This window comes from Ruminococcus sp. NATIVEDY161 (genome assembly GCF_045819895.1).
Lineage (GTDB): Bacteria > Bacillota > Clostridia > Oscillospirales > Acutalibacteraceae > Ruminococcoides.
Window position 1 is genome coordinate 1,091,411 of record NZ_CP162392.1, and the last position, 16,090, is coordinate 1,107,500.

14 protein-coding genes are annotated in these 16,090 nt (G+C 41.8%); 6 read left to right on the forward strand and 8 right to left on the reverse strand.

Annotation, left to right across the window (positions count from 1 at the left end; translation table 11 throughout):
* Positions 1-4: 4 nt before the first annotated feature.
* From AB1I50_RS05345 to AB1I50_RS05360, 4 genes are read right to left on the reverse strand one after another with little or no spacing between them, the layout of a single operon-like run.
* Positions 5-1,585, reverse strand: a complete 1,581-nt coding sequence (locus AB1I50_RS05345) for an asparagine synthase-related protein (RefSeq protein WP_407725179.1) — start codon at positions 1,583-1,585, stop codon at positions 5-7.
* A gap of 12 nt (positions 1,586-1,597) precedes the next feature.
* A complete protein-coding gene (locus tag AB1I50_RS05350) occupies positions 1,598-2,488 on the reverse strand; it encodes an NAD(P)-dependent oxidoreductase (protein ID WP_407725180.1) in 891 nt (296 codons plus the stop codon).
* 3 nt (positions 2,489-2,491) lie between these two features.
* Positions 2,492-3,322 (reverse strand): aldolase/citrate lyase family protein, encoded by an 831-nt coding sequence (locus AB1I50_RS05355; RefSeq protein ID WP_407725181.1) that lies wholly within the window; start codon positions 3,320-3,322, stop codon positions 2,492-2,494.
* Between the two features lie 9 nt (positions 3,323-3,331).
* Positions 3,332-3,937 (reverse strand): sugar transferase, encoded by a 606-nt coding sequence (locus AB1I50_RS05360; protein ID WP_407725182.1) that lies wholly within the window; start codon positions 3,935-3,937, stop codon positions 3,332-3,334.
* 236 nt (positions 3,938-4,173) lie between these two features.
* Here AB1I50_RS05360 and AB1I50_RS05365 point away from each other — a divergent pair, with 236 nt between their 5' ends.
* Positions 4,174-5,661: an IS5 family transposase gene (locus AB1I50_RS05365; protein WP_407723075.1), complete on the forward strand. Its 1,488-nt coding sequence runs from the start codon at positions 4,174-4,176 to the stop codon at positions 5,659-5,661.
* 337 nt (positions 5,662-5,998) lie between these two features.
* On the opposite strand, the gene AB1I50_RS05370 is transcribed toward AB1I50_RS05365, so the two are convergent.
* Positions 5,999-6,811 carry a sigma-70 RNA polymerase sigma factor region 4 domain-containing protein gene (locus AB1I50_RS05370; protein ID WP_407725183.1) on the reverse strand — a complete coding sequence of 271 codons (813 nt, stop codon included), beginning with the start codon at positions 6,809-6,811 and terminating at the stop codon, positions 5,999-6,001.
* The gene (locus AB1I50_RS05375) at positions 6,804-7,964 is read right to left on the reverse strand and encodes a DUF6076 domain-containing protein (protein WP_407725184.1); all 1,161 of its coding nucleotides are present in this window, start codon (positions 7,962-7,964) and stop codon (positions 6,804-6,806) included. The genes AB1I50_RS05370 and AB1I50_RS05375 overlap by 8 nt, the downstream gene beginning before the upstream one ends.
* A 280-nt stretch (positions 7,965-8,244) precedes the next feature.
* Between AB1I50_RS05375 and AB1I50_RS05380 the strand changes: the two genes are divergently transcribed.
* Positions 8,245-9,390: an AAA family ATPase gene (locus tag AB1I50_RS05380; RefSeq protein ID WP_407725185.1), complete on the forward strand. Its 1,146-nt coding sequence runs from the start codon at positions 8,245-8,247 to the stop codon at positions 9,388-9,390.
* A 189-nt stretch (positions 9,391-9,579) separates the two neighbouring features.
* Here the strand turns inward: AB1I50_RS05380 and AB1I50_RS05385 are convergent, their stop codons facing one another.
* Entirely contained in the window at positions 9,580-11,061 is a 1,482-nt protein-coding gene (locus tag AB1I50_RS05385; protein WP_407723922.1) for an IS1182 family transposase, read from the reverse strand.
* Between the two features lie 121 nt (positions 11,062-11,182).
* Between AB1I50_RS05385 and AB1I50_RS05390 the strand changes: the two genes are divergently transcribed.
* The 4 genes from AB1I50_RS05390 to AB1I50_RS05405 are packed head-to-tail and all read left to right on the forward strand — an operon-like array spanning position 11,183 to position 14,431.
* On the forward strand, positions 11,183-11,500 hold the full coding sequence (locus tag AB1I50_RS05390) for a plasmid mobilization protein (protein WP_407725186.1): 318 nt from the start codon (positions 11,183-11,185) through the stop codon (positions 11,498-11,500).
* Positions 11,461-12,447 (forward strand): relaxase/mobilization nuclease domain-containing protein, encoded by a 987-nt coding sequence (locus AB1I50_RS05395; protein ID WP_407725187.1) that lies wholly within the window; start codon positions 11,461-11,463, stop codon positions 12,445-12,447. The genes AB1I50_RS05390 and AB1I50_RS05395 overlap by 40 nt, the downstream gene beginning before the upstream one ends.
* Positions 12,448-12,495: 48 nt before the next feature.
* Entirely contained in the window at positions 12,496-12,732 is a 237-nt protein-coding gene (locus AB1I50_RS05400; RefSeq protein ID WP_407725188.1) for a hypothetical protein, read from the forward strand.
* 37 nt (positions 12,733-12,769) lie between these two features.
* The gene (locus AB1I50_RS05405; RefSeq protein ID WP_407725189.1) at positions 12,770-14,431 is read left to right on the forward strand and encodes a recombinase family protein; all 1,662 of its coding nucleotides are present in this window, start codon (positions 12,770-12,772) and stop codon (positions 14,429-14,431) included.
* 92 nt (positions 14,432-14,523) lie between these two features.
* On the opposite strand, the gene AB1I50_RS05410 is transcribed toward AB1I50_RS05405, so the two are convergent.
* Positions 14,524-15,984 carry a DUF6056 family protein gene (locus AB1I50_RS05410; protein WP_407725190.1) on the reverse strand — a complete coding sequence of 487 codons (1,461 nt, stop codon included), beginning with the start codon at positions 15,982-15,984 and terminating at the stop codon, positions 14,524-14,526.
* Between the last annotated feature and the right edge of the window lie 106 nt (positions 15,985-16,090).

The window sequence follows — 16,090 nt, forward strand, 5'->3', positions numbered from 1 at the left end:
TTCCTTAGAATGGCAAAAACGAATTAATAGTAAAAATCACATTCAACGCACGCGCACGATTATCGGTCTCTTTAAGATTTACAACGCGAATGTTCATATCATAAAGGTCTTTATTCAAATATTTCTTTACATCCAAATGATGTTGGTCTGAAATTCTCTTTTCAAGCGGAGCACGGAACATCAAATCCAAGAATTTGCGGTTGTTATACGCAAAAGTAATGTCAAAGCAATACTTCATCTCGGTGATGTTCAAACCGCCCCAGCTGCCCCAAGTCACCTCGTTATAGTGCATATCAGCAGGCGGAAAGGATTCTGGGATTTTTTCGTATTCAAAATCTTTAATATACTGTGCAAACAGCTTATCAATCTTATGCGCCAAGCTTCTGTTCATAATAAAAATCTTATAGAGATTCCTAAAAAGTTTTGGTGAGAGCGGTGGAAACTTTTTACGTCCATAATGCTTATACCAGTACGCTCTGATAGTTTCGGAAACCCAAGATTTTACTTCAACATCGCATTTTGCGTTATCTCTCAAATATAGTTTCTTGCGAATTTCATTATCATATAATTCCGCAATGTAACCGTTGTTATGGCGGAACAGCTCACGCCTTGCTTCAAAATCCTTGATTGCGTCGTTGTTATCAGGGATTTTGTACTCATGTCTGGTAACGCCGAACCGCTCGGAAATCTTCTTTGCTGCTGCAGCGTCAGGTATCTCTTTCTCGGCAGAGATATAACTGAAAGTTTCAAATTTATCGTAATTACCGTTTGCAGCGGCAAAAGTAGTGTTACTATCAATTCCTCCGGTCAAAGAAACCCACGGACGCTGCCACTTTTTAGAAATCAATGTCATATTATTACGAAGAATATCGCCTGCCTGTTCAATCACTTTGTTATACTCATCAGTATCGTTGGCAATTTTATTCTCCGTTAAATACCAAAAACGCTTATGCGTTACATTCTTATCCTTATACCAATATTGAATACTCGGTACAATACGCTTAACCTCCGCAAACGGAGACAAATCAGCAGGCAAATAAGGTCCCATTACTCTGCCGTACCATTTATAAGCAATTAACTCTTTAACAAAGCTGTCCATCTCCAGATTACAGATATCACATATCAATTGGGGGTGAGAGGACAAATAAAAGTTACCGTCAACAACTCCATAGCAAGCAGACTGCATACCGGATGGATCAACAAAATATTCCACAGTACCATTTACAATAGAGCCATACACAAAAACGCCGGTAATCTCATTAATACGGTCAATATAATCATCTGTGCCGTATGCATCAGCGATACGTTTCAAGATAATCTTTTCATCAATTTCCATTGTAAACGGATTATAGGCGTGTCCAAGAATAAAAAACGCGGAACCATCTTGCTCTATTACATTCATTCCGGCAAGCTTATGCGCCATGAAATAATATCCGCAGTGTTCCTCTTCCTTCCAATTACCGTAAAATGGAAAGTCATTTGTGTTTGTTTGCTTTTTATCGGTCAATAAAAAGCCGCGAATAAACAGATCTTCTTTTAGATATGGGTATTTTGCAAGCAATGTGATAAAATCATTATTATTCATTGTTTTCTCCCTCTATCTATATAGATTTTTAATAATAACCTCTCTCAACCGCTCCGCATTTCTGTCACCGACAAAACTGTTATGAGGGGTTAGGATGATGTTTGGTTTTTCCCACAAGGGACTGTTCTTGTTCAGCGGTTCTTCCTCGAACACATCAAGAACAGCGCCGGTGAAGTGATCTATGTGGTTTATCAGCGCTTCTGTATCTACGATTGCGCCTCTTGCGATATTGACGAGCGTTGCGCTGTCTTTCATTAAACTTAACTTACTATTATCTATCAAATGTTTTGTCTGCTCGGTTAAGGGCAGTGTCATAACAATAATATCCGCTTGTTTGAGTGCGTTGTCCAGCTTATCTAATGGCAACATCTCACTGTACAAGCTGTCCTCTCTCGGAAACAAGTCAACACCTGTCATCGAGCAATCAAACGCCTTAAATCGTTTCGCGCACTCATTTCCCACACTGCCACAGCCGACTATCAGGACTTTTTTGCCTGCCAATTCCAGCAAACCGCGGTGCTTTTCCCAAAGATGTTTTCTCTGATTCTCTCGGAAAAACGCCGCTTGTTTGTATAGCTGCAAAACACCGCAGAGGGCGAATTCTGCCATCGGAATACTGTAAACGCCGCGTGCGTTGTGTATTTCTATTCCATGCGATTTGACATAGTCCATATCAACTCTGTCAAAACCTGCACTGGTCAGTTGGATATATCGTAAATTCGTGAATTGTTCAATCGGGTGGGTTAGGAACAAGCCGTTACAAATAACGCCTTCTGCCCAATCATAAGAGCAGGGTAACGCATCTTTTTCAAACTGCATAAAGGTGACGGTATGCCCCATCGCTTCAAGCTCTGCTATGCAATTTTTGCCGTCAGACCAGGCGCCTGTCACCAACAGATTCATCGCTTATCCCTCGCAAATCGCGTGAACGCGCTCTGCGACTACCCTTTCGTTTTCTCTGAAATAGCTCATTTTGCTTTCGCATTCGGCTTCAAGCTCGCGGATTTCCTTTACTCCGTCGATGAAGGTCGAGCTGATAATGCCGATGTGCTTTACTTTATCAACATTGCAAAAGCTGCGCGATAAAATAGCGCAGGTCGATCCAAGGCGGTAATGCTCTCGGATAATATACTCACTGGGCAACATTCCCTTACCGAGCGATGCGACGCCGCCAAAGCCGTAGGGAATTCCTTTCAGCTTGCACTTTAGGCACAAGCCCTCAACCGTGCCGTCGGCAAGCAGCTCAAACATAAACTTTTTATGATAACCAAGGCTCAAATCGTTGAGCCCTATGTAGATTTCGTCGATGCCGTCAAGCTCCAGAATTTCATCCAAAGCTTCAGCAGACTGCGGCGTTTCAATCAGCAGCATGGTTTTTGCCCTGCCGCCAACGTAGGACAGGAAATCTTCCGCCTGCGAAACGCTTGTGATATATGGCAGCATAATGATATCCGCGCCGGCTTGAATGACATCGTCAATCTCCTGCTTGGATGAAGTGTACTCATCAGTCGCCTCATGAATCGGGTTTACGCGCACCAAAACCTCGGCACTCTCAACCGCCTGCTTCATGGTACGCACGTCCTCAACCGTATGGTGATTCTGTACGGAGTCCAATCCTCCCTGGCGTTCTGCCTTGCCGATGTATTCCATATCAACGAAAATTCTGTCGACGCCCGACGACTCCGCAATCTGCGCAATCTCAGGCTTATTCGTGATGTACATTAATTTCAGCGCCATAATGTAACCTTATTTCTTCACTGTTTCGCCTTTGTTTTCATTATCTGCATTCGTAAAAATCTTGAAAATCGTGAGCCAGAAAATCTTGAAATCCAGCCCGAAGGAAATGTGGTCGACATACCACACGTTCAGCTCAATGCGCTTGTGCCACTCGACGTCTTTTCTGCCGTGTGTCTGCGCCCAACCGGTAATGCCCGGACGAACCTCAAACATACGCTTTTGCTCGTCGGTGTACTCCTCCCACTTCCACGGATGGTAAGTCAGCGGCGGTCTGGGGCCGATAAGCGCCATATCGCCTTTTAAAATATTTATTAACTGAGGAAGTTCATCGATACTTGTCGCACGGATAAACTTTCCTACCTTGGTAACTCTCGGATCTCCCTTGCCGGAATACACGCCTGAACCGGTTTTCTCTGCTCCGACTTTCATTGAACGGAATTTTAGAATATTGAACACTTTTCCGTTCTTTCCGATGCGCTCCTGCTTGAAAAGCACCGGTCCTTTTGATGTAGCCTTGATTATGACGGCAATAATAAGATAAAGCCAACTAAGCAGTATCAGCGCTAAAACCGACAGAATAACATCTATTAATCTTTTAAAAAACCTTTTATACATAGTAACACCGTCAGTTTTTACGCGACTTTTATCAAATTACGCCTCAAGCACATAAGTAACCAATTTAAATATAACTTATAATATTATATCATTTTTTCTATTTAGTCACTGCCTTCAAAACAAGCAATCAGTAAAATTCTCGATAAACAGTGCATTTTTCATCGAAATGTGCTATAATAAGTGCAAGAAAATAATCAAGAGCAATAAAAAAGCTTGCACTTAAGTTAGAGGACAGTATGTATAAGTTCCATAGAAATCAACAAATGAGTTTTACAGATTTCAATCAGCCCGCAGGGATGCAGATGGATCCTGAGAACCGCTGGGTAAAGAAGGCTGCGAGTATACCGTGGTACGACATCGAGATAAAATATGCCGCGCTGTTTCCGAGCGAGACCGGTATGCCGGCAAAACCTTTACAAACAGCTCTCGGGTCGCTGATGATCCAGAAGAAATATGATTATTCCGACCGTGAGCTTGTCGAGCAAATCAAGGAGAATGCCTACTACCAATACTTTATCGGACTTCCGGGATATTCTTATGAAGCGCCTTTTGCGCCGTCACTTTTGGTAGAGTTTCGCAAACGTCTGACAGATGACATCCTTGAAGACATCAACGAAATGATGATCCAATTCAATCTGCCTGAAAACAATGAAGACGATGATTCGGATAACAACAGTCACTCCGATGGCGGCGAGGATGCTGAAAGCAAAGAGAATGAGAAATCCGAAGCAGACAACAAAGGCACATTGATTCTTGACGCTACCTGTGCTCCTCAGAACATCTCTTACCCGCAGGACATCAATCTGCTGAACGAGGCAAGAGAAAATCTTGAATCCATCATAGACGATATCTGCTATACCTACAATTTTTACAAGCCAAGGATGTATCGCAAAAACGCGAGAAAAGATTATCTGAATTTGGCGAAATGCAAAAAGCGTACCAAGAAAAAGATCCGCAAGGCGATCAAGCAGCAGCTTCAGTATATTCGTCGAGACCTCGGCTATATCGATATGTTTGTATTAGCCAACGGAGTAGTTCTTACCGAAAAGCAAGCCAAGCGGTTAACGGTCATCAAAGAGCTGTATGAACAGCAAAAGTACATGTATGACAACAATGTTCACAGCGTCAAAGACCGCATCGTCAGTATTTCTCAGCCGTATATCCGACCCATCGTGCGCGGCAAAGCAAAAGCTCCGGTAGAATTCGGTGCAAAGCTGGATATGAGCATTGATGAAAACGGATTCGCACGGTTAGAGAGATTATCCTTTGACGCTTACAATGAAGCGGATGTGCTCATCTCGGCAATAGAGAGATACCGCAAGCGAACCGGACGCTATCCCGAAAGGGTGCTGGTCGATCAGATATACCGCAATCGGAACAACAGAGCTTTCTGCAAGAGCAAGGGTATCCGTATATCCGGTCCGGCTTTGGGGCGTCCAAAAAAAGAACCGACGCCGGAGGAACGCAAAACTGCATACAGTGATAACACGGATCGTATCGAAGTCGAGCGAGGCTTCAGCCTCGCAAAGAGATGCTGCGGCTTGGGACTCATCAGAACGAAGCTCGATACAACGACCCGTTGTTCCATTGCGCTTTCCCTACTGGTATTGAACCTCGAAAAATTAGCAAGAGGTTCTTTGCGCCGATTTTTGGGATTCCTGTACGACGTAATATCAATGCTGCTGAAGCTGAAAAATAACCTCATATCCGTTTCGTGCGGTTAATGAGCAGAGACTATTTATGTCAAGCAGTAAAATACATTGTCAATTATTGCAAAAATATGTTGCACATGTTGCTTTTATTGTTTTTATGGACTTGATTTCAGATAAAATATTGTTGCTGTGCATTAATATCCGTATATTTCTATAGTAAAAGTCAATCGGTTAGAGAAAGCCAGTTGTTTTTGAAAAAAGAAACGCGCGATATTTCGCCCTGGGTCGCTCAAACAAAACCTTCGAAAAATGTCCCGACCACGACGGACAAAGCCCACACAGCCGATTTGTTGCGGTTTGTGGCACGAAATAAAGGCTGAGGAAACAATCCGGATTGTCTCCACAGCCTTTACTCTTGCAGTAGTTTTCGCAGTTTATTTAGAATTGATTTCAGTTTCTTTTGTGCGCCGTCCTCGGTCAAGCCCAACAGCAAGGACGCTTGGCGGATCGTTTTTCGCTCCTTGTCTTTCAGGCACTGCGGGCAGATACCGTAGACGTACTCTACCAACAATCGGTCTTTCTTGTTGAGTTTGGTAAGGGCGTTCAGCAACTTTTCTTGTTGGCTCAGTTTGAAATATAAACGTTCCGTATCCAAATCATTTTCAGCGGAATTTACAGCAGAAGAATAGTAATCTTCGTCCTCGTCGCTGCCGTAAAAATCGGCGTTATACTTTGGCTTGAAAGTGGTTACGGCAATCAGGTAGTTTTCTATGCTTTCTTCTGACAAATCCATTTCGTCCGATATTTCGGATATGATCTGCGATAGCGGTTTATTCTTTTCCTTTTTCTGATAGTATAGATAGGCTATCTTTTTCAGCATCGCGTACTGATGACGGTTATCCAACCTGAAATTTCCGCAGTTTATTCGCACATAGTCGTGCCAAGCTGCCATCACATTATATTTGATCAGTTGCAGCAATGGCATCTTGGAATCGTAAGTTTGAAGCTCATCCCAGAGAACAGTAACAAATATCTGCTTCAAATCCTCTGCGCGATAGTCCTCCAACTCATAGCGTTTAATGAACTGACTAACTTTTCTGTCCAAATATGATTCATAAAAATGCAGAAACGCTTTGAAATACTTTATCTCTCCGGTTTTCTTATATCTGACAAAGTACTCATTCCAATCCAACCGTTCAGGTTGATAATCTAATTCATACATCTAGCATTTCCTTTGCCGCTTTGTAAATATTCTCCATTTCCATATCCTTCTCAAATTGCGTTTCCGCATAATCACAATTGATTTGGGCTTCGTCGAAACGATCATCAATGTATTCCTTTGCCTTGGCAGATATGGTCTCATCGTATTTGCCGAGGCTTTTGTTTTTTCTGATCAAATCGTTACGTTTCTGCCAAAGCAGATAATACGGGCTGTCAGTTTTCTTCTGCCGTTCCATTTTTCGCTTAACTACTTCCGGGTGTTTTGCTACGTATGAACACGGCACGCCGTACTTTGGATTCTTCGTACTGCAATACAGCTGCTTATGCGCCGTCGTCATAAAAAAGTACCTGTCACAAATATCACACCGCCACAGATAATGCCCGTGAATGTATCCTTCAAACAAATCGGTGTTCAAAAAGTCCTTCAGATTATTGTAATAGACCTTTCGGAAAATATAGTTTTCCCCATTGACGTTTTCAATAACGGGCATCACCGTCGCCCTTGTTTTGAACGGCTGGGTATCGGTACGAAAAGTGAACTGCAGATATGGGTTATTCAAAAAATCGCCGAATGCGTCTGCCAACTGACTTTTATTTCGTGCGCCTCGCTCTACAATACGGTGGGTCATTTGAAATACCAGCGAGGAATAAGAAGTTAATTGCGTAATCGCGTTATCAAGGATCTTCGGAATGGACAACGCCAATATAAAATCATCAAAAGCCCTAATCAGCCTGTCAAGCTTGTCCGCTTTTTCTGCTGTGTCAACAACATAGTTATCACGGTAAACAATGTAGATATCCATATATTGCTCTAACCGTTCGTCCGAGAAAAGCAGGTTTAATTTATCTGCATATTTGTCATAATCAAAGATTCCGAAAAACGGATTTGCTTTTAGCGAGTTTAAAACCGACAGGATAATTTTGTGCAGGTAACTGAGTTTATCCATTGTTAAATCTTGGAGTAAGTCTTCAGAAAAAGCAAGCAGGGATTTCACGCGCTTGTTATCCATAAAACGGCACTCTTCTTGAATGGCAAGATAGCTTGTGTATCCTATCGGATACTCCTTACCGTCCAGCAAAAACTTATCTTTTTTATAAACGACCTCAAACAAATTGGAATTTTTCACTTTATCTTGAATATCATTTTCAAACATCCGTTCTCACCTCGCAGCATAATTATAGCACATACGTTCGGAGACTTCAATACAAATTAGAATATTCGTTCTAAAATTCACAAAAATCCGGAAACGGTTTGAACCCTTCACGGGAAAATACGGAAAATTTTGAAAATTTGACATTGATAGAGTGAAAGGAAAGCTCAGCCGAGTACCGGTGTAAGGCTAAGCTCTCCTTTCGCAAATATGAATACTACTCCCACTTTCGCGAGGTGGGAGTTTTGTATTTGTAAAAAATATATTTAGGAGCGTGATAAATATGTCAATCACAAAGAAAAAACTCACCGTCATTGACGGCGAAACATTAATGGATATGCGATTAGAACCAATCCGCTATTGTATTGAGGGACTTCTGCCGCAGGGCGTTGCTATGATAAGCGGTGCTCCGAAAATCGGCAAGTCTTGGATGATGTTGGACTGGACGATACGCATAGCCAAGGGAGAAAATGTCTGGAATTTCAAAACGACAAAGGGCACAACGCTCTATCTCTGCTTGGAGGATAACTGGAACCGTGTTCAGAGCAGGTTGTTTGACGTAACGGACGAAGCGCCCGGCAACGCTTACTTTGCCATCTCATCCTGTTCGTTGTCCGGCGGTCTTGAAAAACAGATCACTGATTTCGTAGCTGAACATCCGGACACGGTACTTGTTACGATAGACACCTTCCAGATGATTCGTAACACAGAAAAGGACACCGGATACTCCAACGATTATCAGGAAATCGAAAGACTGAAAGCATTAGCTGACAAGCTGCAAATCACCATTCTGCTTGTGCACCATTTGAGGAAACAGGGCGACAGCGATCCGCTGAATAAAATCTCCGGCACTACAGGCATCAGCGGAGCGATTGATACCGCGCTGATTCTTGACAGGAGCAGCCGTAATCAGAAGAACGCAACGCTGACCTGCACAGGCAGAGATATAGAGAGCCGCGAGTTGGAGCTGACTTTCTCTGCCGACACACACACTTGGAAATTGCTGTCTGACAGCATTGAAAATCCCGAAATGTTGTTGCCTGATGAAATTAATCAGTTGATTAGGTATATGAAGCAGACGAGTATGTACGTTGGTTCGAACACCGACTTCGCCGAAGATTTTTCTTCTTTCTGCTGTAAGAGTATCACGCCGAGCGTGCTCAAAAAGCTGATGAATAAATACCGCTATGAATTGGAAAGCTACGGCGTATTTTTTGTCTCGGGCAGGAGTAACGGCAAGCGTTTTCTGAATATCCGTTATAATCCCGAAAGTGACGGCAGTGACGTTAAGGACGGCAAAATTAGCGGCGTCAAAACTGCCGTCCCTGCCGTTCCTGTCGTCCCTGTTAATGAGAAACCGATAACAATAAGAGTTAAACCTTCGGAAGCATATTACGAAGAACAACGCAGACGTGGCAGATACCGTTAATTCACGGATTATCGTCCCGCTTTATTGCCAGTTTCGCCTTTGTATTACGACCGCCCTCTTTCGGGCGGCCGCAAAGGCAGATGCGGGCAAGGCCCCAGACTGTGTCAAAAGCCACTGCCCGAACCTTGCCCGCTGTTGCCCCCAACCCCTTGAAGGGGAGTTTTATGAAAAAACAGCATAACATTTCTGTTACACTGCTCTAATTGCTTTTGTTAACTTTTTTATACCCAGCACCGAAAGCGCTCGTTTCATGTTAAAAATCAAGAAAGCGAGCGCAAATTCTCCATCGGTTAATGTTAATCCTTTTGTGAGCAGATAGTCGGCATGAAAAGCTCTTTTAACAGTGCCGAACGGGTGCTCCGACAAACATTTCCTCTGTTTGAGAAGTTCTTTATTGGGTTTTATTCTTACTTGTTTGACGTGAAGATTCTCAATATTGTATTCTTTTGAAAACTCACTTGGCAACATCCATACTTCAAATTGCTTTGCTGTTGCAGTAGTACAGCGGTGTTTGCATAATCGGCATTTACGGAAGTTATTAAATTTAGCGCTGTGTTTTGCAGTTCTGTAAGTTGCCGGATAAAGTATTTCACCCATGGGACATATACAAACATTACGCTCTTTTAGATATACACAGCGTCCATTCTGATGTGTTTCTGGCTTTGGCGTATCCTCATCTGTTTCCACGCAGATATCAAATTCTTCAATATCCATACAAACATTTGCGTTCATATTATCTGCGTAACATTCAGCAATATCAGTAGCAGAATTGTATCCTTTATCAGCAAGTAAATCTATCTTTGATTTTATTTTCAAATTATCTTTTGCTTCCGCGCCAACATCGTGAAGCTGCCCCATATCCGTTACCTGATTAGTGATTTTGTATGAAGCAATCAATCCATTTTTGCTGTCGACAGCCGTTTGAACATTGTAGCCGACAACTGTCTTTTTCATCGAATTGGTCATTCTTCGGCAATCGGGATCTGTTAAAGAAATCTGTGTTTCACCGCTCTCTTTTAAATCCTCGAGCATACCTTGATATTTATCACGACGCTCTGTAAGCTCACTAATTATTTGTTGAATGCTGCAATTTGTTCCGGTTTCGGATTCAGCTTCACCGTCATCGTTACTTTCAAGCTCAGACAAATATTTCTCAAGATTTTGATCAATTCTTGCGATTCTATCCTTTAGTTTTTCGGAATTAAAATTTCTGTCTTTGGAATTACATCCTGCAAATTTACTGCCGTCTATTGAGAAAAGTGTTTTACCGTATAATCCGCATTTAGCACAAAGAGTTACAAACGCCTTAAAAGTATTCTTAAGAGCTTTTGTATTGTCATGACGGAAACGAGCGATTGTTTTGTGATCCGGTCGAAGGTTTTTCATCAGCCAGATAACCTCAAGATTGCGATGCGTTTCTCGTTCAAGACATCTGCTGGAGCGAATGCGGTTAAAGTAACCGTAAATATATAGCTTGAGCATGTCCTGAGACGCATACGGTGGTCTGCCGGTTGAGTTTAGCTCAGAATGATTAAATCCCATAGCAGCCACATCAAGGCTGTCGACAAAAGCATCAATAACCCTTACCGGATTGTCCTCTGTGACATATTCATCTATGCTGGGAGGCAGCATTGATATTTGATTCCGATCTTCACCTGAAATATACTGCATACAAACAACTCCCTTGCATCTGTTTATTGCATCATTATTATACCATATTTTTCAGACTTTGTCTTTACTTTTGACACAGTCTCGCCCGCACCCCTTTATTAAAAGAATGGAGGTAATTATTATGAAAAAGCAAACAAAAACTGAAATCATTTCAACGAGAGTTACGCCGGAGCAGAGAGAAATCATTGAGGAAAAGGCGTACTCTTCCTACCGAACGCCGAGTATGTATCTGCGTGACTGTGCGCTTGGCAAAAAGATTATCGTCGTAAAAGGTGTTGATGAAGTCGCAAATGAACTGAGAAAAATCGGCAACAACCTCAACCAGCTGACGCGAGCGGTAAATTCCGGCTACGCTTACGAGGTTGACTTGCGTGAAACGAGAGAGGAGGTGGCAAGGCTTTGGCAGTTGTTAAATTCGTTAACGCAGGAAGTCCGATGAACAATATTTTTGATTATGTAATGCGCAGTGAAGCGACGGAAAGCAAATTGATCAGCGGCATCAACTGCTGTCCCGAGAGCGCGCTCGATGAATTCCGGTTCATCAAGAAGCGGTTTCACAAGGAGGATGGCAGGAGTTACTACCATATCGTGCAGTCGTTCTCACCTGATGACGACCTCACACCCGAGACCGTGCACGAAATTGGCTTGAAGTTTGCGGAATACTTTCCCGGTTTTCAAGTGCTTGTTGCCACGCACATCAATACAAAAGCCATCCACAATCACCTGATTATGAACAGCGTGAACTTCGAGAATGGCAAAAAGTTTCACCAGAGCCGTGATGAAATGCTGCAGGCGAAGGAGTATTCCAATCAGCTCTGCCGAGAGTACGGACTGAGTGTTACCGAGACCAAAACCAAGAATCCGCGCAACTCAAGATGGAAACGTGACCTGATAGAAACCGCTTCATATGCCATCGGCTGGTCAGCTACCAAGGAAGAATTCATTGAGTATATGCGTGAGCATGGCTATAAAGTTCAGTGGGAGGACAAATACAAATATATTACTTTCACCACGCCCGAGGGTTATAAAGTGCGCGACAACAAATTGTTTGACGAGCGTTTTCTAAAAAACAACCTCGAATTGTACTTCGCTATGGGCGGATGCGACGGCGCAATGCTCGACACCTACTGTGACTACGTTACGCCTTATCACGATGACAGTTTCACCATGACAAGCTCTGATGGATTGATAAATCTCCTCGGAGATATACTCTCGACTGTCCCCGAGGGCTTCTATTATCAGCCGCATTATATCAAAGAAATGAGCACAATGGAGAAGTTGAGGTTAGAGAAAATCCTCGGGCGGAAGATTTCCAACGAAGCATTCCGCACCTACTGCACCCGTGAGGACTACGAGCGCGAGCAGGGTATCGCGCAAACTTATTAATATTTCTACAGAATCTGTCTGGACTTTGCGAAAAAGGTGTGGTAGTGTTTGTGTCAACAAAACGGCGCGGCGATACCATACGCGCGTATCAACAAAAATATGAAAGGAAATATGATTATGCAAACTGAAAAGAAAACCAAAATCAGCTCCGTACATTTCAAATATGTCGGCACGGACGAGCAGTATAACGCTTTCATCAAAAGCGTTATAAAAGACTATATCACCGATGACAGCTTGCTTCCCGACACGGAAGAAGAAATAATCATTGCCAAAAAGTCTGCTTAACGGCAGGCTTATTTTATATCCAACAGGAGGAAACAAAATGAAAGTATGGTTATACTATCGGCTCTCACGCGATGAGGACGCGGAGCTAAACTCGCTCACGAATCAGAAAAACATCCTCGTGGAGTACGCAAAATCAAACGGTCACGAGATTGTCGGCGAATCGTTTGACGACAACGTCAGCGGTATGCACTTCAACCGTGAGGGCATTAACAAAATCTATGAACAGGTCGAGCAGGGCACGATTGAGGCGATTATCGTCAAGGATATGTCCCGCCTCGGCAGACACAAAACGCAAACCGCGCTGTTCATTGACTATCTCAGAGAGCACGACGTCCGCGTTCTGTCGGTCACTGAGAACCTCGACACAAGCAACGAGGACGACGATTTGATTATCGGTTTCAAAGGCTTGTTCAATGATATGTATGCGCGCGACATCAGCAAAAAGGTCAGAGCGGGCATGGTACAAAAGCAGAAGAAGGGCTTTGTAATGATACCGCCGCTCGGCTATTTCAAAGATAAAAACACTAATCAGGTGGTCGTGGTAGAAGAACACGCGCAAATCGTCAGAAGAATATTCGATATGTATCTTGAGGGCTATGGCTTTTCCGCCATAGCCCGTATCTTTAATGAGGAAGGAATCAAGTCGCCTGCCTACTATCAAAAGCAGCTTCTCGGCAAGAACCTCGGATACAACAAGCCGAAAATCGGCTTGAAATATCTGTGGGATAACACGGGAGTAAAGCGGATTCTGCAAAACGAATTCTATATCGGAACGCTGATCTGCCACAAGACCTACAACAATAAAATCACCCATATCCGCAAGGACGTTCCCAAAGAAGAACAATATGTTCACGAAAACTTTGTAACGCCGATTATCTCAAAGGAAAAGTTTGAGTTAGTTCAAAAGATGATTGAGCAGAAGAAAAAAGGCAACGTCAGAGCAAGCGCAGGGAAGCCCTGTCATAGGTATTCAGGACTGCTTGAATGCGGCGACTGCGGTTCAACCTTTGTAGCAATCAAGCGCAAATGGCGCGATAAACCGTTAAGAATCGAGTATGCCTGCAACGGTTACCATCGCTACGGCAAAGAGAACTGCACGGCGCATAGAATTAACGAGAGCGAAATCGACGAGCTTGTCTACAATGAAATTCTGAATATCCGTGAACAAGCAAAGGAGAATTACAAGAATATTGATAACGACGTCCGCCGATGGCTGAAACAGAAAAGCACCGTCACCGGAAAAATCAAACAGCTCAACGCCGACCTTGAACAGCGCAAATCCGACCAAAAAGAAATTCTGCTCGAGCGCATCCGCGACAAAGAACACGCCGAGGTTTACGATGAAATGCTCACCGCTTGTGAAAATGACATCAAGAAAATATCTCAGGAACTGTACGATATTCAAAACTACAGCGAAACCATCAAAAAGCGCAAGTCGGAAATGAAGCAGACGGTTGATTTGATTGAAGAAATCATCAAGGAAGGGCAAATCAGCAATGCCAATCTCCGGCAGTTGATTGACAAAATAATCATCTACGAGGACGGAGAAGGCTTAAGAATCCAGATAAATCTGAACGCCGCCTTCACTGAGCATATGATAATTTTCAATGGCAACGGCGAAAAACAAGGTGACATAAAGGTGCTGGAAAAAGGCAACTATCCGCTCGCAATGCGGAGAAGAATGAGGTTTAAGGAGTAAAGAAAAGGACAGGGAGATAGCGGTTAAACTATCTTCCTGCCGTGTAAAATATTATTGTAACTGTGTAACGGAGATTGCAAATAATGTGTATCCTATTTAGATTTCAATGTTATTTTTTCCACATTATAATAATTTGCAATGCCTCTGTTGGTCCAGTAGTTAGGATCTTCTTTTATATCAAACTTAGAAAAGAAGTCTGGTACAGTTTCAATATCACTTATTGTTGTTGTTCCGCTTTTTATTTTATCAATCCTATCCATATACTCTAAACTATACATTTGAGGGGTCCCATTTTTTAATGAAAATGCTGTATCCACTAAAGTTATATTATGAAAACCATAATTAAAGCAACCGCCAATAAATATACCAACAATTATTAAGCAACTGCATAAAATGTAACTTTTCCTAATATTTTGTATCCTTATCTTTACTATCTTTCTGCTATTTATCCATCCACAAAAGTAAAATATATTGAAAGAAACAAGAAAGTAATATGAATAATAATAAATGTTTACTTGTCTACCGGAACCAACACTACTCATAGCATAAAGCGACGGTGTTAATTGTGTCGCAAACACTAAAAATGTAATTATAAGTACTAAGAAAGGATACTTGTATTTGTAGTTTGTTCTTTTAGTTAAAATCATTGCGAACAATGCTATTAAAATGAATCCTGCAATTTGACATAATCCAGTCCAACTCGCGATAAATGTAAACGCATAAAATACTGAATGAATAATTGCCATAATTGGCGATTCCCCTGTTACCTCAGCAGCTCGAACGCTGTTTCCAGGAGCTATCACGCTAATAATAAATCCTGTCAATAATGCTGCAAAAACAATAGAATAATATGGTATGATTTTTATATTTGTTTTAAAGACTATTATTATTCCTATTCCTAATAACACTGTTGTTATTAGTCCAGTTGAAAAATTACCTCCCCCAACAACTACAGCCAATAGCAAAGAAAAAACAAAATATACTATTCTCATTACATTTTTTCTAGCGAAATACATCCTGATAATTAGTGAAATCAATACTAATGAAAAAGAATACATAAGAGTATACGCCTCTGCACCATTCCACCAAAAAAACGCTTCATGCTTATCAACCACAAGCTGTATCGATAAAAACAATATAATACAAGATATTATAACGGCAAATCGTTTATCCAATCCAAACGAGCTAAAAAGTGTAATAATAATAAAGAATGTTGATACAATCAATGATAAAAGAATAATAACAGTAGTTAAAAAATAAAGATTTTCTGAAAAAGCAGCGGGTTGCAAAGAATTAAAAAACGAAGCAGAATAAAGACCTTGCCATCCATTATAGCTTTCACCTACCTGAGAAAATGCTGCAAATAATATTTCAAATAACCCACCGCCATTAACAAAAACTTGGTGTACCTTAGCTGAGAAATTAAAATCATCAGCCAAAGGGTGTGAATAGAAAGATGCCACTATAATTGGTATTATACTAAGTAATAAACCAACAAAGAATAATATTGTTACAGTGTTTATCGATTTTTTATTACTTAAAAGCTCTTTCATATCATCACTCCAAAAAATCAATTGATAACATAATGTCGATTATGTTGTAGAGAAGATTTAGTCACAACGAGCTATAACATAATTTCAAAGCAAAACAGCGCAATAA